At 42.6% G+C, this 23,829-nt stretch carries 15 protein-coding genes, 8 tRNA genes and 3 rRNA genes; 24 read left to right on the top strand and 2 right to left on the bottom strand.

Going from position 1 to position 23,829, the window contains the following annotated elements:
* Positions 1-58 precede the first annotated feature (58 nt).
* The 12 genes from uvrY (at position 59) to EVU92_RS14390 (ending at position 4,946) form a co-directional block, all read left to right on the top strand.
* The gene (gene uvrY / locus EVU92_RS14445; RefSeq protein ID WP_054553647.1) at positions 59-709 is read left to right on the top strand and encodes a UvrY/SirA/GacA family response regulator transcription factor; all 651 of its coding nucleotides are present in this window, start codon (positions 59-61) and stop codon (positions 707-709) included.
* A gap of 8 nt (positions 710-717) precedes the next feature.
* Positions 718-2,541: an excinuclease ABC subunit UvrC gene (gene uvrC, locus EVU92_RS14440; RefSeq protein WP_130051802.1), complete on the top strand. Its 1,824-nt coding sequence runs from the start codon at positions 718-720 to the stop codon at positions 2,539-2,541.
* Between the two features lie 41 nt (positions 2,542-2,582).
* Positions 2,583-3,128, top strand: a complete 546-nt coding sequence (pgsA, locus tag EVU92_RS14435) for a CDP-diacylglycerol--glycerol-3-phosphate 3-phosphatidyltransferase (protein WP_130051801.1) — start codon at positions 2,583-2,585, stop codon at positions 3,126-3,128.
* A 139-nt stretch (positions 3,129-3,267) separates the two neighbouring features.
* A tRNA-Gly gene (locus EVU92_RS14430) sits at positions 3,268-3,343 on the top strand.
* A 12-nt stretch (positions 3,344-3,355) separates the two neighbouring features.
* Positions 3,356-3,429: transfer RNA gene (locus EVU92_RS14425), tRNA-Cys, on the top strand.
* Between the two features lie 34 nt (positions 3,430-3,463).
* Positions 3,464-3,550, top strand: a tRNA-Leu gene (locus tag EVU92_RS14420).
* 63 nt (positions 3,551-3,613) lie between these two features.
* A tRNA-Gly gene (locus tag EVU92_RS14415) sits at positions 3,614-3,689 on the top strand.
* A 39-nt stretch (positions 3,690-3,728) separates the two neighbouring features.
* Positions 3,729-3,815, top strand: a tRNA-Leu gene (locus EVU92_RS14410).
* A 211-nt stretch (positions 3,816-4,026) separates the two neighbouring features.
* Positions 4,027-4,102: transfer RNA gene (locus EVU92_RS14405), tRNA-Gly, on the top strand.
* Between the two features lie 18 nt (positions 4,103-4,120).
* Positions 4,121-4,194 (top strand) — tRNA-Cys (locus tag EVU92_RS14400).
* Between the two features lie 35 nt (positions 4,195-4,229).
* Positions 4,230-4,316: transfer RNA gene (locus EVU92_RS14395), tRNA-Leu, on the top strand.
* 183 nt (positions 4,317-4,499) lie between these two features.
* Positions 4,500-4,946, top strand: coding sequence for a hypothetical protein (locus EVU92_RS14390; RefSeq protein ID WP_130051800.1), 447 nt, complete (start codon positions 4,500-4,502; stop codon positions 4,944-4,946).
* Between the two features lie 17 nt (positions 4,947-4,963).
* On the opposite strand, the gene EVU92_RS14385 is transcribed toward EVU92_RS14390, so the two are convergent.
* Positions 4,964-6,382 (bottom strand): sodium:alanine symporter family protein, encoded by a 1,419-nt coding sequence (locus EVU92_RS14385; RefSeq protein WP_130051799.1) that lies wholly within the window; start codon positions 6,380-6,382, stop codon positions 4,964-4,966.
* Between the two features lie 591 nt (positions 6,383-6,973).
* On the opposite strand from EVU92_RS14385, the gene EVU92_RS14380 reads away from it, so the two are divergent.
* The 8 genes from EVU92_RS14380 (at position 6,974) to ihfA (ending at position 17,746) form a co-directional block, all read left to right on the top strand.
* Positions 6,974-8,514 (top strand): 16S ribosomal RNA (locus EVU92_RS14380).
* 278 nt (positions 8,515-8,792) lie between these two features.
* A 23S ribosomal RNA gene (locus tag EVU92_RS14375) occupies positions 8,793-11,675 on the top strand.
* 124 nt (positions 11,676-11,799) lie between these two features.
* Positions 11,800-11,914: ribosomal RNA gene (gene rrf, locus EVU92_RS14370) — 5S ribosomal RNA — on the top strand.
* Together the 16S, 23S and 5S rRNA genes form the textbook arrangement of a ribosomal RNA operon.
* A 303-nt stretch (positions 11,915-12,217) precedes the next feature.
* Entirely contained in the window at positions 12,218-13,273 is a 1,056-nt protein-coding gene (locus tag EVU92_RS14365; protein ID WP_130051798.1) for a DUF2066 domain-containing protein, read from the top strand.
* A complete protein-coding gene (hda, locus tag EVU92_RS14360) occupies positions 13,273-13,983 on the top strand; it encodes a DnaA regulatory inactivator Hda (RefSeq protein WP_178927468.1) in 711 nt (236 codons plus the stop codon). Before EVU92_RS14365 ends, hda begins: the two co-directional genes overlap by 1 nt.
* Positions 13,984-14,060: 77 nt before the next feature.
* Entirely contained in the window at positions 14,061-15,041 is a 981-nt protein-coding gene (gene pheS, locus EVU92_RS14355; protein WP_062568835.1) for a phenylalanine--tRNA ligase subunit alpha, read from the top strand.
* A 15-nt stretch (positions 15,042-15,056) separates the two neighbouring features.
* On the top strand, positions 15,057-17,444 hold the full coding sequence (pheT, locus tag EVU92_RS14350) for a phenylalanine--tRNA ligase subunit beta (protein WP_130051797.1): 2,388 nt from the start codon (positions 15,057-15,059) through the stop codon (positions 17,442-17,444).
* Between the two features lie 2 nt (positions 17,445-17,446).
* Complete coding sequence (gene ihfA, locus EVU92_RS14345; protein ID WP_002960690.1) at positions 17,447-17,746, top strand: integration host factor subunit alpha; 300 nt, start codon at positions 17,447-17,449, stop codon at positions 17,744-17,746.
* Positions 17,747-17,808: 62 nt separating this feature from the next.
* On the opposite strand, the gene EVU92_RS14340 is transcribed toward ihfA, so the two are convergent.
* Positions 17,809-18,615 carry a DUF2989 domain-containing protein gene (locus EVU92_RS14340; RefSeq protein WP_130051796.1) on the bottom strand — a complete coding sequence of 269 codons (807 nt, stop codon included), beginning with the start codon at positions 18,613-18,615 and terminating at the stop codon, positions 17,809-17,811.
* A gap of 174 nt (positions 18,616-18,789) precedes the next feature.
* Between EVU92_RS14340 and EVU92_RS14335 the strand changes: the two genes are divergently transcribed.
* The 4 genes from EVU92_RS14335 (at position 18,790) to EVU92_RS14320 (ending at position 23,829) form a co-directional block, all read left to right on the top strand.
* On the top strand, positions 18,790-20,232 hold the full coding sequence (locus tag EVU92_RS14335) for a glyceraldehyde-3-phosphate dehydrogenase (RefSeq protein WP_130051795.1): 1,443 nt from the start codon (positions 18,790-18,792) through the stop codon (positions 20,230-20,232).
* Between the two features lie 202 nt (positions 20,233-20,434).
* On the top strand, positions 20,435-21,562 hold the full coding sequence (locus tag EVU92_RS14330) for a M14-type cytosolic carboxypeptidase (protein WP_130051794.1): 1,128 nt from the start codon (positions 20,435-20,437) through the stop codon (positions 21,560-21,562).
* 286 nt (positions 21,563-21,848) lie between these two features.
* Positions 21,849-23,351: an alanine/glycine:cation symporter family protein gene (locus tag EVU92_RS14325; protein ID WP_130051793.1), complete on the top strand. Its 1,503-nt coding sequence runs from the start codon at positions 21,849-21,851 to the stop codon at positions 23,349-23,351.
* A gap of 151 nt (positions 23,352-23,502) precedes the next feature.
* The gene (locus EVU92_RS14320) at positions 23,503-23,829 is read left to right on the top strand and encodes a hypothetical protein (RefSeq protein WP_130052303.1); all 327 of its coding nucleotides are present in this window, start codon (positions 23,503-23,505) and stop codon (positions 23,827-23,829) included.

Here is a 23,829-nt window from a genome sequence, read left to right as displayed (position 1 = left end):
TAATGTGGCACATTAAATTGTGCGAAAGCAGCTATTTGGGTTATTTGAGGGTGTTCCATTGATTAATGTACTTTTAGTTGATGACCATGAACTTGTACGGACAGGGATCAGACGTATACTTGATGATGTTCGTGGTTTTAAAGTGGTGGGTGAAGCTAAAACCGGTGAAGAAGCGGTGCAATTTTGCCGTCAACATTCGCCTGATATCGTGTTGATGGACATGAATATGCCAGGTATTGGCGGTTTAGAAGCGACAAAGAAAATCTGTCGCTACTGCCCAGATGTAAAAATTATTGTACTTACTGTGCATTGTGAAGATCCATTCCCAAGTAAAGTAATGCAAATTGGTGCTCACGGTTATCTAACCAAAGGTGCCGGTTCTGATGAAATGGTTAACGCCATTCGTGCTGTAAATGCAGGGCAACGCTATATTGCACCTGAAATAGCACAGCAAATTGCCCTTGCACAGGTCAGCGGCCGTACAGATGAAAACCCATTCCAGAGTTTGTCTGAGCGAGAATTACAAATTATGCTGATGATCACCAAAGGTGAGAAAGCGCAAGATATCGCAGAGCGTTTGAATCTTAGTTCAAAAACAGTGAATAGCTATCGCTATCGCATGTTTGAAAAGCTAAATGTAGGTGGTGATGTTGAGCTTACACATTTAGCAATTCGCCACAAAATGATCGACATTGATAGCTCGCATTAATTTGCTCAATGTCTGATTTCGAACCAGCCCGTTTTCTCAAAACACTATCAAGTGAACCCGGTGTGTACCGAATGCTTGATAGTGAAGGGCAAGTCATTTATGTAGGTAAGGCCAAAAACTTAAAAAAGCGCGTAAGTAGTTATTTTCGAAGTAATGTTACTGATAGTAAAACGCGTGTACTAGTAAGCAATATTTGCAGTATTGAAGTCACCCTGACCAACACTGAAACCGAAGCCTTATTACTTGAAAACAACCTAATTAAAAAATATCAGCCTCGTTACAATATTTTGTTGCGAGATGATAAGTCATATCCGTATATTCTGTTAACTGCTCACAAACACCCACGCCTAGCTTTTCATCGTGGTAGCCGTAAAATAAAAGGCGAGTATTTTGGTCCATTCCCAAGTGCGGGGGCAGTATCTGAAAGTTTGCGTTTAATGCAAAAAATCTTCCCTGTACGTCAATGTGAAGATGCTTATTATAGAGCCAGAAGCCGTCCATGTTTACAATATCAGTTAAAACGCTGTTCAGCGCCTTGTGTAAATAAAATCTCCGATGATGAGTATCAGCAAGAAGTGGATTTTGTTCGTAAGTTTTTATTAGGCAAGTCCCATGAAGTTATTGCCGATTTAATTGCAAAGATGGAACAAGCTAGCAAAGAACTTAAATTTGAGCTTGCTGCAAAAGTACGAGACCAAATTTTGTTGCTCAGGAAAATGCAGGAGCAACAATCTATTTCAGGTAACCATGCTGAAATGGACGTAGTGGGCTTTGCTCACTTAAATGGATTAAATGCGGTTCACTTATTAATGATCCGCGACCACAAAGTGCTAGGCAGTAAAACCTATTTTCCAAAAGTGCCAAAAGACTCTGGTGAAGAAGAAATCCTAACCTCTTTTTTAGGTCAGTATTATTTAGCACCCGGTGCAACAGGGCGCATTGCCAAAGAAATTATCTTACCATTCAGTATTGAAGAAAGTGAGCCTTTAAGTGAAGCGCTTACGGCAATCTCTGAGCGTAAAGTCAGTTTAAAAGTTGCTAATCGTGGAGAGCGGGCGCAGTATTTAAAGCTCGCTAATAAAAATGCACTTAACAGCATCAGCGTAAAACAAAGTACGCAGGACTCAATCAATAAACGCTATGCACAACTAAAAGAAACATTACGTCTTGATGATATTAATCGCATGGAATGTTTTGATATCAGCCATACAATGGGTGAAAACACCATTGCAAGTTGTGTGGTGTTTGATTCACAAGGTCCAAATAATAAAGAATATCGCCGCTTTAATGTTACGGGTATAACTGGTGGCGATGATTACGCAGCTATGGAGTTTGCACTTAACAAGCGCTACAACAAAGTAGTTGATGAAGAAAAAATTCCAGATGTCATATTTATCGATGGTGGTAAAGGTCAATTATCTCGTGCTGAGCAATATTTTGAAAACTGGCCACATAATAAGATGCCATTGCTGGTGGGTGTTGCAAAAGGCACAAGTCGAAAACCAGGTTTAGAGACTTTATTAATTGATGGCGGACGTAAAACAATTCCACTTGACTCAGATGCACCAGCGTTGCATTTAATCCAACACATTCGCGATGAGTCGCACCGTTTTGCTATTGCTGGACATCGCAATAAACGTCAAAAACAACGTACTCAATCATTATTAGAAGAAATTAACGGTGTTGGACAAAAGCGCCGACAAGCATTATTAAAATATTTAGGGGGCATGCAAGGGGTAAAAGCTGCTAATATAGACCAATTAAAACAAGTTCCTGGGATCAGCCCTGAAATGGCTGAAAAGATATTTAATCATTTGCATGACAAGGCGTAGCCTTCGTGCGAATATAGAAAAAAAGACATCTCCAAGTAGTTATGTGGAATATTCCAAACACACTCACAACCTTTAGACTTTTTCTTATCCCCATTTTTTTGGTGATATTTTATTTGCCTTTTTCATGGGCGTTTTTCGCAGCTGCGTTTGTTTTCTGGCTTGCGTCAATCACAGATATCCTTGACGGTTATTTAGCGCGTCGTTTAAATCAATCAACGCCTTTTGGTGCTTTCTTAGATCCAGTTGCTGATAAAGTAATGGTGTGTGCGGCATTAGTTGCCTTATCAAGTCATTACCAAACTTTATATATGACGATACCGGCATTAGTTATTATTAGCCGTGAAATTGTAATCTCTGCATTACGAGAATGGATGGCAGAGCAAGGTAAGCGTGATAACGTGGCTGTATCAAACATGGGTAAGTTTAAGACTGCGGCACAAATGCTAGCCATTATTGGTTTGATTTGGCAGTTTGATACATGGATGATCTACTTAAGCTATGGTCTTTTATACATTGCAACATTCTTGACGCTAAGCTCTATGTTGCAGTATTTAGTTGCCGCATGGTCTGAGTTGACCAAAAATTGATCCTAAACGTATAATTACACACCATTTTAGATAAAAAATAAGCAAACAGTTCAAAACTAGCATTTTTTATATTGACGCGTTTAATAATCTCTGTAGAATGCGTCCGTGTTGAGAGGGCATAGCCCCCAAGATAAAGAAAGCGGCACTAGCTCAGTTGGTAGAGCGCAACCTTGCCAAGGTTGAGGTCACGAGTTCGAGCCTCGTGTGCCGCTCCAATTATCTAATGTGGCGGAATGGCAGAGTGGCCATGCAGCGGATTGCAAATCCGTCCACCTCGGTTCGACTCCGGGTTCCGCCTCCATCAACACTCCACGCAGCTCTATGAGCAACCCGATGCCCGGGTGGTGGAATTGGTAGACACAAGGGATTTAAAATCCCTCGTTCGTAAGGACGTGCCGGTTCAAGTCCGGCCCCGGGCACCATTTGTGGTTAACTACAACACCAAATGTAGTTTTAAAAATATTTTGTTTTAGAGTTAATATGATGCGGCACTAGCTCAGTTGGTAGAGCGCAACCTTGCCAAGGTTGAGGTCACGAGTTCGAGCCTCGTGTGCCGCTCCATATTAACTTTATCCACTTGCTTTAAATAGCAAACCCGATGCCCGGGTGGTGGAATTGGTAGACACAAGGGATTTAAAATCCCTCGTTCGTAAGGACGTGCCGGTTCAAGTCCGGCCCCGGGCACCATTTAAACTTAAATAGTTTATTGGATAAAGACTCAAGTTTTCGGCACTAGTTCAGTTGCCAGAACGTTAGCATCGCAACCTTTAAGGTTGTGAACTAACGGACAAATCACTGATAGAAATAAATTTGCGGCAGTAGTTCAGTTGCCAGAACGTTATCATCGCAACCTTCAAGGTTGTGAACCAACGGACAAATCACTGATAGAAATAAATTTGCGGCACTAGCTCAGTTGGTAGAGCGCAACCTTGCCAAGGTTGAGGTCACGAGTTCGAGCCTCGTGTGCCGCTCCAATTATTTGGAAGCGATAAGGCGGAATGGCAGAGTGGCCATGCAGCGGATTGCAAATCCGTCTACCTCGGTTCGACTCCGGGTTCCGCCTCCATATAATACTCCACATGCTCATACGAGCGACCCGATGCCCGGGTGGTGGAATTGGTAGACACAAGGGATTTAAAATCCCTCGTTCGTAAGGACGTGCCGGTTCAAGTCCGGCCCCGGGCACCATTTATATACAATACCTCCTATCTATTTCATTAACACTTCAGTTTATAAATTAATCTAATTGTTTTTTATTTCACTAAATAGCTTTATAGTTTCCTTATTCTTTTTCAAATTAGTTAAAAAGTTTGCAGTATAAAACTTTGAACTGGTACAACTGAATTAAATAAATGGGATCAAGGAAAGATAATGGAGCAATTTAAAGGTGGTTTAAATCAGTTCTGGGTTGGTGCAGTGTTTGGGTTATGTTTAGCAATCTCATTAGTACTTATTCCTGTTGCTATTATTATGTCGAACATTAACGATGTACTTAAAATTCATGAAGTTAGCGTGCTTGTTGGTCAAGTATCCACAGTCTTTGAAAAATCTGAACGGGCTATCAGTAATGCTAAAACAGCGTTAATTGACTTTGATAATGACGTGGTGATGGATACGCTCACTGCCGTGCAAGCTTATCATCAACAATCGCAGCCATTATTAACTGCCAAGCAAAGACAAACATTAAAAGCGCAAATCAAAGAGCAGCTTGTCATGCAACTCGAGTCAAAGCTTAACGAACAGCAAATTACATTCATATTGTCTGTTTTTGAAAAGTTAGCAGATACAAAAAAGGGAGCACAAACGCTCCCCAATTAAACATTAATTAAACTTGATTATTTGCGCCACGCGCCTTTAGGAATGGTTTGATCGAGTTTTTTGTTTTGCGAAGGATCAAAAGTAGGTAATTTACCTTCTTTACGTTGTGTATTGTAATCCTTCGCTAACCAAATAACGACACCCGATAACATAAATAAAGCGATTACGTTAACGATAGCCATTAAACCCATTGAAACATCTGCAAGGGTCCACACTAGTGGCAATTCGCCTAGAGCACCAAACATCACCATACCAAGTACTAGTAATCGGAAGATCAACATACCCGATGCATGGTTATGCTCTAAAAACAATAAATTGGTTTCGGCATAAGAATAATTAGCAACAATAGATGTAAATGCAAAAAACAAAATGGCAATTGCAACAAACGTTGCTCCCCAACTACCAACATGTTCTTCAAGTGCAGCTTGTGTTAACGCAATACCTGTTACTCCTGAATCAGGTATTAGCTGTTGTGATAATAAAATAAGGGCTGCAGTTGCTGTACAGATAATTATTGTATCTACAAATACACCTAACATTTGCACATAACCTTGTGAGGCAGGATGCGGTGGGTTCGGTGTTGCCGTTGCAGCAGCGTTCGCAGCGCTACCCATACCGGCTTCATTAGAGAACAAACCACGTTTAATACCCTGGATCATGGCCTGCATTACACCATAACCAATAGCACCAGCGCCTGCTTGCTCTATACCAAAGGCACTATTAATAACATGCATAAATACATTTGGTAATAAATCGTAGTTCATGGCACATACATAAAGTGCAACTAACAAATACGCCAATGCCATAAAGGGCACAACCATTTCTGCAAAACGTGAAATGGTTTTTAAGCCGCCGAAAATGATAATGCCAGAACCTAATACTAAGGCGATACCAACAACATAGTTTGGAATACCAAAAGCGACATTAAATGCAGCTGCTATAGAGTTTGATTGAACAGCATTAAATACCAAACCAAAAGCAAGAATGAGACAAAGCGAGAAAATGACTCCCATCCAACGTTTACCCAAACCATATTCCATATAATAAGCAGGACCTCCACGAAAGTTGCCCTCTTCATCAACCGTTTTATATGCTTGGGCAAGGGTACTCTCAGCAAAACTTGTTGCCATACCTATTAATGCAATAAGCCACATCCAAAAAATTGCGCCTGCGCCACCTAAATAAAGTGCAACGGCAACACCTGCCATATTACCCGTACCCACTCGAGCTGCTAATGAAGTACAAAATGCTTGGAATGAAGAAATGCCGTCGCCAGAACCTTGTCGGCTCTGAAACATAACTTTGATCATATGCGGGAATTGCGTGAATTGAATAAAACCAAGTCGAAGTGTAAAAAATAGCCCCGCAGCTATTAAGAGGTAAACCAGAATGTGGCCCCAAAGGAGGCCACTTATACTATTTATAATGTCTGTCATTTTTCTTGCCTTGTGAGCGAGTGGAAAATCTGCGGCGCAAGTTACCATAACAAGTGAGGAGAGTTTAGTTATTCTGCTAAAAAACGTCAGTTATCCACAGTTGTTTGTGAGTAACTTGTTTGCATTTGGTGGGTATCTAGCTAATTTGAAAATAAGCAAAAAAACCTGCAAAAAGTGCTTGCGTAAAAAATCCATCTCCCTATAATGCGACCCCACTGACACGGCGGGCAGCAACGAAAGACGCTGAACAACGTGGCAGAGAGTTAAGTAAAACTTCGGTTTAAAACGGTCTAAAAAGAAAGTTTAAAATTAAGTGTTGACTCGAAAAATTAAGGATGTATTATACGCATCCCTAGCGACAACGTCGCAACGTTCTTTAACAATATAAAGCAATCATCTGTGTGGGCACTCGTACAGATTGAGTTCTAACAGCCGATTCTAGTTCGCTAGATGACGCAAACAAATTTAGAGTCTCAATTGAACTGAGTGACCAACGGAAACAAGTTTACTTGTTTCAGCACAGTCAATTCGATTCGAAAGAATCAAAATTCAGAATTCATTGAGCATGTCCTTCGGGACAGAAAAAACTTTTAATTGAAGAGTTTGATCATGGCTCAGATTGAACGCTGGCGGCAGGCCTAACACATGCAAGTCGAGCGGAAACGAAGAGGTGCTTGCACCTCTGGCGTCGAGCGGCGGACGGGTGAGTAATGCTTGGGAATATGCCTTATGGTGGGGGACAACAGTTGGAAACGACTGCTAATACCGCATGATGTCTACGGACCAAAGTGGGGGACCTTCGGGCCTCACGCCATAAGATTAGCCCAAGTGGGATTAGCTAGTTGGTGAGGTAATGGCTCACCAAGGCGACGATCCCTAGCTGGTTTGAGAGGATGATCAGCCACACTGGGACTGAGACACGGCCCAGACTCCTACGGGAGGCAGCAGTGGGGAATATTGCACAATGGGCGCAAGCCTGATGCAGCCATGCCGCGTGTGTGAAGAAGGCCTTCGGGTTGTAAAGCACTTTCAGTAAGGAGGAAAGGTTAAGTGTTAATAGCACTTAGCTGTGACGTTACTTACAGAAGAAGCACCGGCTAACTCCGTGCCAGCAGCCGCGGTAATACGGAGGGTGCGAGCGTTAATCGGAATTACTGGGCGTAAAGCGTACGCAGGCGGTTTGTTAAGCGAGATGTGAAAGCCCCGGGCTCAACCTGGGAACTGCATTTCGAACTGGCAAACTAGAGTGTGATAGAGGGTGGTAGAATTTCAGGTGTAGCGGTGAAATGCGTAGAGATCTGAAGGAATACCGATGGCGAAGGCAGCCACCTGGGTCAACACTGACGCTCATGTACGAAAGCGTGGGGAGCAAACAGGATTAGATACCCTGGTAGTCCACGCCGTAAACGATGTCTACTAGAAGCTCGGGTCTTCGGACTTGTTTTTCAAAGCTAACGCATTAAGTAGACCGCCTGGGGAGTACGGCCGCAAGGTTAAAACTCAAATGAATTGACGGGGGCCCGCACAAGCGGTGGAGCATGTGGTTTAATTCGATGCAACGCGAAGAACCTTACCTACACTTGACATACAGAGAACTTACCAGAGATGGTTTGGTGCCTTCGGGAACTCTGATACAGGTGCTGCATGGCTGTCGTCAGCTCGTGTTGTGAGATGTTGGGTTAAGTCCCGCAACGAGCGCAACCCCTATCCTTAGTTGCCAGCGATTCGGTCGGGAACTCTAAGGAGACTGCCGGTGATAAACCGGAGGAAGGTGGGGACGACGTCAAGTCATCATGGCCCTTACGTGTAGGGCTACACACGTGCTACAATGGCGCATACAGAGTGCTGCGAACCTGCGAGGGTAAGCGAATCACTTAAAGTGCGTCGTAGTCCGGATTGGAGTCTGCAACTCGACTCCATGAAGTCGGAATCGCTAGTAATCGCATATCAGAATGATGCGGTGAATACGTTCCCGGGCCTTGTACACACCGCCCGTCACACCATGGGAGTGGGTTGCTCCAGAAGTGGATAGTCTAACCTTCGGGAGGACGTTCACCACGGAGTGATTCATGACTGGGGTGAAGTCGTAACAAGGTAGCCCTAGGGGAACCTGGGGCTGGATCACCTCCTTATACGATTTAGAACTTATTTGTTCGTAGTGTCCACACAGATGATTGTTAGTTAGCTAAACCACTTGGTTTAACTAATTAATATGCTCTTTAAAAATTTGGAAAGCTGATATTAAAATTCTTATAGATACTTGTATCTATAAAGAGTTTTCAAAAGTAAAAAATATGCCATTAATCGAAAGATTAATTGGTATCTACTTTAGTATTCTCATCATTATTTGATGAATTAACTTCTGGCGAAGTTAACAGCTGTCACTAACAAAGACCCGTTTGGGTTGTATGGTTAAGTGACTAAGCGTACACGGTGGATGCCTTGGCAGTTGGAGGCGATGAAGGACGTATTAACTTGCGATAAGCCTAGTCAAGCTAGTAAAAAGCGCTTGAGACTAGGATTTCCGAATGGGGAAACCCACCTGCTTGCAGGTATCGTTAACTGAATACATAGGTTAACGAGGCGAACGCGGAGAACTGAAACATCTAAGTACCCGTAGGAACAGAAATCAACCGAGATTCCGGAAGTAGCGGCGAGCGAAACCGGACCAGCCCTTAAGCTTATTATGTGTTAGTGAAACATTCTGGAAAGTTTGACGATACAGGGTGATAGTCCCGTACACGAAAATGCATCTTAAGTGAAATCGAGTAGGTCGGAGCACGTGAAACTTTGACTGAATATAGGTGGACCATCATCTAAGGCTAAATACTCCCAACTGACCGATAGTGAACCAGTACCGTGAGGGAAAGGCGAAAAGAACCCCTGTGAGGGGAGTGAAATAGAACCTGAAACCGTGTACGTACAAGCAGTAGGAGCCCTTCGAGGGTGACTGCGTACCTTTTGTATAATGGGTCAGCGACTTATATTTTGTAGCGAGGTTAACCGATTAGGGTAGCCGTAGTGAAAGCGAGCGTTAACTGCGCGTTTAGTTGCAAGGTATAGACCCGAAACCCGGTGATCTAGCCATGGGCAGGTTGAAGGTTGAGTAACATCAACTGGAGGACCGAACCCACTAACGTTGAAAAGTTAGGGGATGACCTGTGGCTAGGAGTGAAAGGCTAATCAAACCGGGAGATAGCTGGTTCTCCCCGAAATCTATTTAGGTAGAGCCTCGGACGAATACTTACGGGGGTAGAGCACTGTTAAGGCTAGGGGGTCATCCCGACTTACCAACCCTTTGCAAACTCCGAATACCGTAAAGTACTATCCGGGAGACACACGGCGGGTGCTAACGTCCGTCGTGAAGAGGGAAACAACCCAGACCGCCAGCTAAGGTCCCAAAGTCATAGTTAAGTGGGAAACGATGTGGAAAGGCCCAGACAGCCAGGAGGTTGGCTTAGAAGCAGCCATCCTTTAAAGAAAGCGTAATAGCTCACTGGTCGAGTCGGTCTGCGCGGAAGATGTAACGGGGCTAAACTATGCACCGAAGCTGCGGATTCAAACTTTGTTTGAGTGGTAGGGGAGCGTTCTGTAAGCCGTTGAAGGTGTACCGGGAGGTATGCTGGAGGTATCAGAAGTGCGAATGCTGACATGAGTAACGATAATGCGGGTGAAAAACCCGCACGCCGGAAGACCAAGGGTTCCTATCCCATGTTAATCAGGGTAGGGTAAGTCGACCCCTAAGGCGAGGCCGAAAGGCGTAGTCGATGGGAAACGGGTTAATATTCCCGTACTTGGTATAATTGCGATGGGGGGACGGAGCAGGCTAAACAAGCATGGCGTTGGTTGTCCATGTGAAAGTGAGTAGGTTGAGAGTTTAGGAAAATCCGGACTCTTAAGACTGAGACACGAGACGAGCACCTACGGGTGTGAAGTTGTTGATGCCATACTTCCAGGAAAAGCCTCTAAGCTTCAGATTATACCGAATCGTACCCCAAACCGACACAGGTGGTCAGGTAGAGAATACTAAGGCGCTTGAGAGAACTCGGGTGAAGGAACTAGGCAAAATCGTACCGTAACTTCGGGAGAAGGTACGCTCCTATCTGTGATGAGACTTGCTCTCTAAGCGGACGGGAGCCGCAGTGACCAGGTGGCTGGGACTGTTTATTAAAAACACAGCACTGTGCAAAATCGCAAGATGACGTATACGGTGTGACACCTGCCCGGTGCCGGAAGGTTAATTGATGGGGTTAGTTTTCGGACGAAGCTCTTGATCGAAGCCCCGGTAAACGGCGGCCGTAACTATAACGGTCCTAAGGTAGCGAAATTCCTTGTCGGGTAAGTTCCGACCTGCACGAATGGTGTAACCATGGCCACGCTGTCTCCACCCGAGACTCAGTGAAATTGAAATCGCAGTGAAGATGCTGTGTACCCGCGGCTAGACGGAAAGACCCCGTGAACCTTTACTACAGCTTGGCACTGAACATTGAACCTACATGTGTAGGATAGGTGGGAGGCTTTGAAGCAGAGACGCTAGTCTTTGTGGAGCCGTCCTTGAAATACCACCCTTGTAGTTTTGATGTTCTAACGTTGGTCCCTAATCGGGATTACGGACAGTGCCTGGTGGGTAGTTTGACTGGGGCGGTCTCCTCCCAAAGAGTAACGGAGGAGCACGAAGGTTGGCTAAGTACGGTCGGACATCGTACGGTTAGTGTAATGGTAGAAGCCAGCTTAACTGCGAGACAGACACGTCGAGCAGGTACGAAAGTAGGTCATAGTGATCCGGTGGTTCTGAATGGAAGGGCCATCGCTCAACGGATAAAAGGTACTCCGGGGATAACAGGCTGATACCGCCCAAGAGTTCATATCGACGGCGGTGTTTGGCACCTCGATGTCGGCTCATCACATCCTGGGGCTGAAGTCGGTCCCAAGGGTATGGCTGTTCGCCATTTAAAGTGGTACGCGAGCTGGGTTTAGAACGTCGTGAGACAGTTCGGTCCCTATCTGCCGTGGGCGTTTGAGAATTGAGAGGGGTTGCTCCTAGTACGAGAGGACCGGAGTGAACGAACCGCTGGTGTTCGGGTTGTCATGCCAATGGCACTGCCCGGTAGCTACGTTCGGAACTGATAAGCGCTGAAAGCATCTAAGCGCGAAGCAGGCCTCGAGATGAGTTCTCACTAGACTTTTAAAGTCTCTGAAGGGCCGTTGAAGACTACAACGTTGATAGGCAGGATGTGGAAGTGGTGCGAGCCATTAAGCTAACCTGTACTAATTACCCGTGAGGCTTAACCATACAACGCCAAACGCGTTTTATGACAGCGTAACAGACAGAAGTTAAGAAACTAAAGTAGACATTTACTTGATATCAGAATTCCGAATTTTAGTTGATTGCTAAGGCGATTAACGACCCAAATTTGCTTGGTGACAATAGCGTTTTGGACCCACCTGACCCCATGCCGAACTCAGTAGTGAAACGAAACAGCGCCGATGATAGTGTGGCATTTGCCATGTGAAAGTAGGACATTGCCAGGCTCCAAATTAAAGAAAGCCCGATTCGAAAGAGTCGGGCTTTTTTGCGTCTGGAGCTGTCAGCTTTCAGCCGTCAGCTGAAATGTGGGGTTGTATAATGCGGAGGCTCCCTCAGCAACAAAACCTTGTAGGAGGCACGTCAGTGCTGAATTAAGCCCATAATAAAACATGCATGGCTACGATTAGACTTAAAGCTTTATTCTTGCAACTCCCAATTCGCTCATCTGCCGTTCATTAAATTAACTTTGCTTTGTTTATGGCTTTGATTTAGGATCAAATCAGTTTAAAAGCAAGAACTAATGGCCTGTGTCTAGATTACTTATTTGTTTATTATTATTTTTTTCGAGTGCTTCAAGCTTTGCAGTTGAAGTGACTAATTTATATCAAGATACCCTCAAAGTTGCGGACAAATCACGTGATGCTCGTTTGGCAGCAAGTCGTGAAGCGCTGCTAAATGTATTGGTGAAAGTGAGTGGTGATACAAGCGCTGATCAAAACTCTGTAGCTAAACAGCGTATCCGCGACATTTCAGATTATATGCTCAAATTTGAATATGACGAAAAAGCAGATGGTAGTTTAAATCTGGTTGTTAAGTTTGAAGCTAACAAAATTAATGCATTGCTTAAAGATCTAGGCTTGCCATTGTGGGGCACGCGTCGTCCATTAGTGGCTATTTGGTTAGCGATTGAAGATAATTGGCGTCGTGAACTAGTTACACAAGAGTCGTATCCGCAGCTTGAGCAACTTATTTATGACAAAGCGGATCGTCGTGGTTTACCTGTAGTTGTACCATTACTAGATTTGCAAGACCGCGCTATCGTTGGCATTCCTGAAGTATGGGGTAACTTTTCTGAGCCCGTCGAGCAAGCTTCCAGCCGTTACAGCGCAGAGCGCAGCATTACCGCAAGAATGTATCAACAGGCTGATTCAGAAACGTGGATCCTTGATTGGCGTTTTACTAATGCAGAATTATTTGATACTAATCGTTTGATGGGTGATAAGCAGCAAATTGTTGCTGATATGATTGACAGTTTAGCGGGCGGTTTAGCACAAGAGTATGCAATCGATCCTACAATGATTGGCCAAATAGCTACAGCTACCTTTTATCTTAAAGGCATTAATAACTTCGTAGATATTGAATTCGCTAAACGCCGCTTAGAAAGCTTAAGTGTTGTTACACGAGCAGTGATATCTGTACGTACTCCAGATGCAGTGCAATTTACAGTAAATCATACTGGCAGCATGAATGATTTCAGAAAAGCGTTAGAGCTTGATACTGCCTTTAAAGCCCATCAGGATCCTCGTGACTTTTATCAGGTAGTCAACAAAGACGAACTTGAATATCAATGGAAGGGGCTTTAATCACAGTGCAAGAACCAATGCAAATGGCATTGCCAGTTACTTTGCCTGATGATGAAACATTTACCTCTTATTTTGGTGGCGAAAATTCTCTTGAAGTTAGTCACCTTAAAGATGCGTTTACAAAGCTTAGTAATAAATTTCAATATACCTACTTATGTGGATTAGGTGATTCTGGCAAGTCACACCTTTTGTATGCTACCTGTATTCACGCACAAGAGCGTGGCTTATCAACTATGCTGCTTTCGATGCGTGAAGTGATTGATTATGGTCCTGTTGTACTTGAAGGCCTCGAAAATCTTGATGTGCTATGTATTGATGATGTGCACCTGGTGGCCGGAAATGATGTATGGGAAAAGGGATTATTTAACTTTTTCAATCGGTTCAATGAGCCTGGTAAATACCTTGTTGTAACAGCTGATTTATTACCCGATATGTTGCATATTAATTTACCTGATTTAGTATCTCGTTTGAAATGGGGCACGACATTGCAAATTCGCTCAATGAGTGATGATGACAAAGCCGAAGCTTTAGTTCGACGTGCTCACATGCGTGGTCTTGAACTTACCGAAGAATGTGCGCGCTTTTTATTAACGCGATTAAGCCGTGATATGCGCGCATTATTAGATGTTTTAGATAAACTTGACCATGCCTCAATGGCTGCACAAAGAAAATTAACAATTCCTTTTATAAAATCAACGTTAAAGCTTTAGTAGGGCTAGAATCTAGTCCTTGCTTTCAGTTATCATTAGCTATTACAAAAATCCTTCTGTGAAAGACCAGGTACTCAATGAACTTAGAAAATATTTTAGCGCAAGCACTAGAGGCTGTTGCCAGTGCGAATGAAATCGCGCAATTAGAAGATATCAGGGTTAATTACCTTGGTAAAAAAGGTGAAATCACCAACTTACTTAAAACGCTTGGCAAGATTGCCCCTGAAGAGCGTAAAGAAGCGGGTCAAGTGATTAACCAAGCAAAACAAGAAGTACAAACAGCGATAAACGAAAAGCGTGAGTTACTAGCAAGTAAGGCTCTTGAAGAGAAGCTAGCGGCAGAAACGATCGACGTAACTTTACCGGGTCGTGTTATGCCTACAGGTGGCTTACACCCAGTAACTCGTACAATTGAACGTATAGAAAGCTTTTTTGGTGAGTTAGGTTTTGCGGTTAAATCAGGTCCTGAAGTTGAAGATGATTTTCATAACTTCGATGCGCTAAATATTCCTGAGCACCATCCAGCGCGTGCTGATCATGATACTTTCTATTTCAACCCAAAACTTGTGTTACGTACGCAGACAAGTGGTGTACAAATTCGTACCATGGAAACTGAACAGCCACCACTGCGTATCATCTCTCCAGGCCGTGTTTACCGTAATGATTATGACCAAACACACACGCCAATGTTCCATCAAGTCGAAGGCTTAATGGTTGACACAGATGTAAGCTTCACTGAGTTAAAAGGTATTCTGCACGACTTCTTACGCAACTTTTTTGAAGAAGACATGGAAATTCGTTTCCGTCCTTCTTACTTCCCATTTACTGAGCCATCAGCTGAAGTTGATGTTATGGGTAAAAACGGCAAGTGGTTAGAGGTATTAGGCTGTGGCATGGTTCACCCTAACGTTCTTAAATCAGTGGGTATTGATCCAGAAAAATACACTGGCTTCGCATTCGGTATGGGTGTTGAGCGTTTAACCATGTTGCGCTACGGCGTAAACGACCTACGTGCATTTTTCGAAAACGATTTAAAATTCCTAAACCAGTTCCGTTAAGAGTGAAGATATAAAATGAAATTTAGTGAAAAGTGGTTAAGAGAGTGGGTTAACCCAGCAATCGACACGCAGGCTCTTTCGGAACAGTTATCAATGGCTGGTCTTGAAGTTGATGGTGTTGAGCCAGCGGCTGCGGAGTTTACAGGCGTTGTTGTAGGTGAAGTTGTTGAATGTGGTCAACACCCTGATGCTGATAAGTTACGTGTGACGAAAGTAAACGTAGGTGGTGATGAGCTACTTGATATCGTTTGTGGCGCACCTAATTGTCGTCAAGGTTTAAAAGTAGCGGTTGCTACTGTAGGCGCTGTATTGCCAGGCGATTTTAAAATCAAAAAAGCCAAACTTCGTGGTCAACCTTCGCATGGTATGCTTTGCGCATTCGTTGAGTTAGGTATCAGCGAAGAAGGCGATGGCATCATGGAATTACCAAGTGATGCACCAATCGGCACTGATTTACGTGAATACTTGAGCCTAGACGACAACATTATTGATGTTGACTTAACACCAAATCGTGGTGATTGTTTAGGTATCAAAGGTCTGGCGCGTGAAGTGGGCGTACTTAACAGTGTTGATGTAAATACACTTGAAATCACACCAGTTGCTGCAACGATTGACGACAAAGTATCGATTGAGCTTGTAAATGATGAAGCGTGTCCTCGTTATTTAGGTCGTGTAATCAAAGGTATCAACCTTGATGCAGAAACACCACTTTGGATGGTAGAAAAACTTCGTCGCAGTGGCATTCGCTCAATTGACCCGGTAGTTGATGTTACAAACTACGTGTTACTAGAGCTTGGTCACCCAATGCATGCATTTGATTTAAATGCGATTGAAGGTGGCATTAAAGTACGTAGCGCAAACGCGGGTGAAGAGTTAGTTTTACTAGATGGCAACACTGCAAAACTTAACGAGTCTACACTTGTGATTGCTGATCACAACAAAGCACTTGCCATTGCAGGTATTTTTGGTGGTGAAAAGTCAGGTGTGACTGAAGCAACATCAGACATCTTATTAGAAAGCGCATTCTTTAACCCTGTCGCTATTGCAGGTCAAGCACGTAGTTACGGCTTACACACTGATGCATCACATCGCTACGAGCGTGGTGTTGATTTTGCACTACAAAAAGATGCTATGGAACGTGCGACTGCATTACTACTTGAGATTGTCGGCGGTGAAGCTGGCCCTGTAGTTGAAGCAGTAGCCACTGATAAATTACCAAAAGTGACAGAAGTGCGTTTACGCCGTGAGCGTTTAGACCGTGTAATTGGCCACCACATTGATGATGCAAAAGTGACTGACATCCTAACGCGTTTAGGTTTAGATGTGAAAATTGTTGATGGTGTATGGAGCGCTGACGTACCGAGTTACCGTTTTGATATTCGTATTGAAGAAGATTTAATTGAAGAAGTTGCGCGTGTTTACGGCTATAACAGCATTCCTAACGTTGCACCAACTGCTAAATTAAAAATGACTAACCATGACGAGTCTCATGTTGCGGTAACTAAATTCCGCAATACACTTGTAACACGTGGTTACCAAGAAGCAATTACTTACAGCTTCGTTGATCCAAAAGCACAAGCAATTTTACATCCGCAAAGTGATGCGCTTGTATTACCACACCCAATTTCGGTTGAAATGTCAGCAATGCGTGTGAGCTTAATGCCGGGTCTATTAGCGTCACTAGTTTACAACCAAAACCGTCAGCAACCACGCGTACGTTTATTTGAGCATGGCCTTAAATTCTTACGTGAGGAAAATGCTGAAAACGGTGTAAACCAAGTTGCTGTCATTGGTGGTGTAATCTCTGGTCTTGCACACGGTGAACATTGGGTTCAAGAAAAGCGTAGCGTTGATTTCTATGACTTAAAAGGTGATGTTGAAGCACTTTTAGCAATTAGTAACGATTCATCACGTTTTGAGATAAAAGCAGAGCAGTCTGATGGCTTACACCCAGGCCAATCAGCCGTTATTTATGTTGATGGTAAAAAAGTAGGTTTTTTTGGTGCAGTGCACCCACAAGTGCAAAAGTCACTAGATATCAATAACACAGCATTTGTGTTTGAAATCGAAATGTCTGCACTAGAAAAAAGAAAATTACCAGAAGCAGTGGCAGTTTCGAAATTCCCGTCAAACCGCCGTGATATCGCGATTTTAGTGGAAGATCACGTAAAATCTGGCGATATTTTAAATGTCATAGAAAAAGTTGGCGGAAATCAATTGGTTGACCTAAACTTATTCGATGTGTATAAGGGCAAAGGTATTGAGCCAAATTATAAGAGTTTGGCGATTGCTCTAACACTGCAAGCGGTTGATAGAACGCTCGAAGAGAAAGATATCAATCAAGTAGTTGATAATGTGGTGGCCGCACTGGCCGAACAATTTAACGCATCGTTGAGGGACTAGATATGGCGCTTACTAAAGCCGACATAGCTGAACACCTATTTGAAAAACTCGGGATCAATAAAAAAGATGCCAAAGATTTAGTTGAAGCGTTTTTTGAAGAAATCCGCTCAGCGCTAGAAAAAGGCGAGCAGGTTAAGCTCTCTGGATTTGGTAACTTTGATCTTCGAGATAAAAAAGAACGTCCAGGCCGCAATCCGAAAACAGGTGAAGATATTCCTATTTCGGCGCGCCGAGTTGTGACTTTTAGACCAGGTCAGAAGCTAAAAACTCGTGTAGAAGTTGGCACAAGCAAAGCAAAATAAGAAAAGGCAGCGTTAGCTGCCTTTTTTATTTGTTTAAGTATTTACTTGCGAGCTATCAAAAGCTAAAAACCGCGTGGTGATACGAAGTTTCCTCCTTGGATACTGTCGTAGGTTTTTTGTGCTAAATCATCTAAGCTGTCTAAGCTTTTACCTGCGGCAGCGAGTTGATGCTCAATAGGTAAAATATCGACATCTTCATACCCTGATAATTGTGCTACACGTGCAAAGGTGTAGGCATGCTTATACTTTTCATGTTTGTAGAATAAGCTCACGAGAGTAGGGTAGATCTCAGGGTTGGGTGTTGCACCTGCTTTATTTAGCTCTAGCGTTTTGTAAAGCAAATCAATGGTTTTTTCATCATCAAACTTCACGTAGTAGCTCGCTAAGAAAAACTGCATTTCGGCATCTTCAGTGACGCGTTTATCTTGTTTTTCTTCAAGGGCGAGTAACTTAGTTAATGCAGATTGGTCATTATTACGTGACCAATGGTAATACAACAAACCTGGGTGGTCAGTATTTTTGGTATCTTGAAAAATTCGCGTCATTTCTTTAATGCTCGTTAAATGGCCTTCAACGCGAGACGTGGTTTTTTCTTTTAGTTTTATATGCTCAATCTTGGCGGCAAGAGACACACATTGATCGTATTTCTCAAAATCCTTTAATAATTGGTATTTGTTCTCGTCTGTTGGTGACTTATATTCAACGTAACGTTGAATGATAACTTCGGCACGTTGCTCTTTACAGTGACTGTCTTTATTCAAATCACTACAGAAGCCAGGTGTTTCGTCGCACACTTTTGCCAGTGTAAGTGGATCTTCACAGCCTGCTAATGCCAATAAACCAAGCAACACACTTGCTCTTAATAACATTCCTTAACCTCAACTTAATTTGTACTACTTTATTCTAGCGCAATGATTTGTTCTGTAACAGTGGAGAATCGTTTGAGTTTAAATTAGAATACCCCTGCCTGAGATGTGTTGCTCTCAAATCACAGCACATTTTTTAAGGCTATCCGTTCAAAATTGTTTAATTAGGTAAAAAAAATGACCTCATCTCACGAGTTAGAATACACAAGCAGCTGGCAAGAACGTCAAGATTACGCAGAAAGTATGCAACCTATTATTGGTAGACTTTACCGTAATCGTGGTATCGAAATCGCTGTATATGGCCGTCCTCTCGTTAATGCCAGTACAATCGATATCATCAAAGCGCATAAAACAGTTGCTCAGTTTGAAGGTACAAAACTACGTCTACGTGAAAGCTTCCCTTTCTTAGAAGCAATTAGCAAAATGGACTTAAACTCTGCACGTATCGATATTGGTAAACTAGCGTATGGTTATTTGTTTACAGATGCTGCAAAAGGTCGTTCAGTTGAAGAGTACTTAACTGACGAATTAGCAGAAATCGCAAACTCTGAGCGCAAAGAGCCACGTGATGTTGTGTTATACGGTTTTGGGCGTATCGGTCGTTTATTAGCACGTCTATTAATCGAAAAATCTGGCCCTTATGCAGACCTGCGTTTACGTGCAATCGTTGTACGTGGTGGTAAAGACGGCGACCTAGAGAAGCGTGCAAGCTTACTTCGTCGTGACTCTATCCATGGCCCATTTAATGGCTCTATTACAATTGATAAAGAGCGCAACGCAATTAAAGCTAACGGTAGCTACATTCAAGTTATCTACGCTAACTCACCAAACGAAGTTGATTACACTGCTTACGGTATCGAAAATGCACTAGTTGTTGACAACACGGGTATCTGGAAAGACGAAGCAGGCCTTGGTCAGCACTTAGAAGCAAAAGGCGCGGCAAAAGTATTATTAACTGCACCAGCTAAAGGTAACATCAAAAACATCGTATACGGTGTAAACAACCAAGATATCAAACCTGAAGATAAAATTGTATGTGCGGCTAGCTGTACGACCAATGCTATTACGCCAACGTTAAAAGCGCTTAACGATAAGTTTGGTATCAAAAACGGTCACGTTGAAACTGTTCACTCATACACCAATGACCAAAACTTAATTGATAACTACCACAAAGCTGAACGTCGTGGCCGTGCTGCTGCACTTAACATGGTTATCACTTCAACAGGTGCTGCTAAAGCAGTTTCTAAAGCTTTACCAGAGCTTGAAGGTAAACTAACGGGTAACGCTATCCGTGTTCCTACACCAAACGTATCAATGGCTATCTTGAACTTAAACCTTGAAAAAGGTACAAACGTTGAAGAACTAAATGCTTTCTTACGTGAAACTGCACTTTACTCAGATCTTCGTGACCAAATCGATTACACAGCGTCTACTGAAATCGTATCTACTGACTTAGTGGGTAGTCGTTACGCAGGTGTTGTTGATTCACAAGCGACAATCGTAGATGACAACCGTGTTGTGCTTTACGTTTGGTACGATAATGAGTTTGGTTATAGCTGTCAGGTAGTACGCTGTATGCGTGATATGGCTGAAGTAACTTTCCCAAGTTTACCTCGCTAATACCTAAACTATACAGATTCAAGAAGCCAGCATTATGCTGGCTTTTTTAGTCGTGAAAGTTTTTGCAAATTTTCTGCATGTGATAGGCTGTTTAGGGTCTACACCATATTACTAACAAAACGTTCTAACTATAGAGCGTTGGCTTAATTCTTAACTAATAAGCGAGTAGCTAAGAATTATATTTAACCAATAGGTTTATAAAATGAAAATCACCAGCAATTTTGATAGTGGTAATATCAAGGTTATTGAAGCCGTTGATCCACTGAACATTCAATTAGAAATTAATAAAGACAATCAGTCTGATTTTTTCCAGTGGTTTCACTTTCGTCTTGAAACAACTGCGTTTCAAAACCATAAATTACATATTAATAATCTAGAAAATTCAGCCTATCCTGATGGCTGGGAGGGTTATCACACGGTTGCATCATACGACCGTCAAACGTGGTTCCGTGTTCCGTCTGAGTACGCAAACGGCACACTATCATTTGAAGTTGAGCCTGAGTGTAGCAGTATGTATTTTGCTTACTTTGCACCTTACAGCTATGACCGTCACTTAGATTTACTTGCATGGGCACAAAGCCAGCATGCGTGTGAATTAGAAACATTAGGTGAAACACTTGATGGTCGTGACATGAGTGTATTACGTGTGGGTATTCCTAGTAGTGAGAAGAAGAAAATCTGGATCACGGCGCGTCAACACCCAGGCGAAACAATGGCAGAGTGGTATGTTGAAGGATTACTTCATAAATTACTTGATGATGAAGACCCACATGCAGCTGCGTTACTATCTAAAGCAGTATTCTACATCGTGCCAAATATGAACCCAGATGGCAGTGTGCGTGGTCACCTACGTACTAACGCTAAAGGTGTCAATTTGAACCGTGAATGGCAAACACCGAGCATGGAAAATAGCCCTGAAGTTTTCTTAGTGCTTAACAAAATGCGTGAAACGGGCCTTGATATGCACTTAGATATTCATGGTGACGAAGCAATTCCTTATAACTTTGTTGCGGGTAGTGAAGGTATCCCAGGCTACGATGATCGCTTAAAAGAGTTAGAAGATAGCTTTAAAGCTGCGCTTTTAACTGTGACGCCTGAGTTCCAAGACGAACATGGTTATCCAAAAGATGAGCCGGGCCAGGCTAACTTAACTGTCGGTTCTTCTGCTGTCGCGCATGAATTTAATGCATTAGCTTACACGGTAGAGATGCCATTTAAAGATAACGATGATTTACCAGATCCAGATTACGGCTGGTCAGATCGTCGCTCGTATCAATTTGGTCAAGATACGTTAGCGGCTATCGTTAACGTGGTTGATAAATTAAGATAACGAACCTTACGGGCATCAGCAAAACTGATGCCCGTAATTGTATCTGTAGACTGAAAAATGACGGTGTAGAGCAAGATGCATCGAATGTTAACTAGGTGGGTACATTTGTTATATTGAAAATTAACTGTTAACAAACTTGGTTGGTTTAAGTTAATATTCAATATGTTCAACTGAGAAGTACCAAAATCTCATTTTTTATTTCTCACAGTCATAGTGTCGCGCATTCTCACAAGCTCACGCTGAGTATCGTAACTAACAATAAAAAATATAATCATAGAGGATATCCATGGAAGCTTTAGTAAGCGCCGTTAATGACATAATTTGGAGTAGTGCACTCATTTATTTATGTCTAGGTGCAGGTCTGTTTTATTCCGTTTTAACCCGATTCGCACAAGTTAGACATTTCAAAGAAATGTGTAAATTATTGCTAAGCTCAAATAATTCAGATACGGGTATTTCTTCATTTCAAGCGCTAGCTGTATCGTTATCTGGCCGTGTAGGTGTAGGTAATATTGCTGGGGTTGCTGCAGCAATTGGCTTTGGTGGTCCAGGTGCGATTTTCTGGATGTGGATTGTTGCGTTTTTAGGCGCAAGTACTGCGTATGCAGAGTCAACACTTGGTCAGATTTATAAATCAGAAGAAGACGGCCAATATCGTGGTGGTCCTGCATATTACTTCGACCGTTGCTTACAACAAAAGTGGCTAGCCGTATTATTCGCGGTATCAGCGATTATCGCCTGTGGTGTATTCCTTCCAGGCGTTCAAGCTAATGCGGTAGGTAATGCATTCACTCAAGTTTTCGGTGAAGGTACACTGGTTAGCACCAGTTTTGGTGAAGTAGGTAGCTTCAAGTTAGTAGCCCTTGCAATCATCTTAATTGTGCTGGCATTTATTATCTTTGGCGGTATTAAACGTATCGCAAACTTCACCCAAATTGTAGTGCCATTTATGGCGTTAGGTTACATCGTGTTAGCTTTAATAGTGGTGTTCTTAAACCTAGATAAAGTACCGGGTATTTTCTCAATGATTTTATCTGATGCTTTCACAGCTCAAGCTGGCTTTGGCGCAGCAATTGGTTGGGGTGTTAAACGTGGTATTTACTCAAATGAGGCAGGTCAAGGTACCGGCCCCCATGCAGCATCAGCTGCTGAAGTAGATCACCCAGCACAACAAGGCTTAGTACAAGCATTCTCTGTTTATGTTGATACTATCTTTGTATGTACAGCAACAGCGCTAATGATTCTAATCACTAAACAATACAACATTGTTGGTGAGTTACCTGCAGGTCAATTCATTGTTCAAAACGTTGATGCTGCAACTGAAGTAGGCTCTGCTGCTTTCACGCAAATGGCATTATTTAGTGTATTCGGTGGCTTTGGCGAAGCATTTGTTGGTATTGCTTTATTCTTCTTCGCATTTACCACAATTCTTGCTTATTACTATATTGCTGAAACCAATGTTGCTTATTTAAACCGTTATTTCAAAGGCAATATTCCGTTAGTTATCGTAAAGCTAGTTATTATGTTTATGGTGGCTTATGGGATGGTGAATAGCTCAGGCTATATCTGGAATATTGGTGATATAGGTGTTGGTTTAATGGCGTGGATCAATATTGTTGGTATCTTGGCTATTTTCTTTGTCGCTAAACCTGCTCTTAGTTGTTTACGTGATTATGAAGACCAAAAGAAAGCCGGTGGTGAAATCACTTTTGACCCAGTTAAATTAGGCATTAAAAATGCTACTTTCTGGGAAAAGCGTCTAGCTGAAAAGGCGAAACAGAAACAATAAATCAGGATTTTGAGTTTTTGTGATGGATTTAATTGTGCAGGTTTTCGAATCTTCACAAATGAATGAAATTCAAATAAGACATCGACTCATAAAACAAGTACAATAAAGGGCGCCTTAAGGCGCCTTTTTTATGCGTAGTATGGAGAAAGATATGGCGATTATTAGTTGCCCGCAGTGTGCAAAACCAATATCTGACAAACATAAACAATGCCCGCATTGTGAATGCCAAGTCACCGATCTAAGCAATGAGCAATTGCAGCAAATGCAAAAAGAAACGCGTATTCGTAGACAACAAAAGTTTATGAATCAGTCTTTCCTCGCACTGATTTTATTTTTAGGGGGCTTTTTCTGTTATTACTTTATGCACCCCGAAGCAAAGTCTCTTGAGTGGTATGCTTATACATCGGCAATGGCAGTCGGTTTTGTATGGTATCTCGTAAGTCGCATCTATTTAGTTGTTTTAAAAAAGAAAAAGTAA

The organism is Pseudoalteromonas sp. MEBiC 03485, from assembly GCF_004195145.1.
Taxonomy (GTDB): domain Bacteria; phylum Pseudomonadota; class Gammaproteobacteria; order Enterobacterales; family Alteromonadaceae; genus Pseudoalteromonas; species Pseudoalteromonas apostichopi.
Note: the sequence above shows the minus strand (reverse complement) of the source record. Positions and strands in the feature narration are given on the sequence as shown.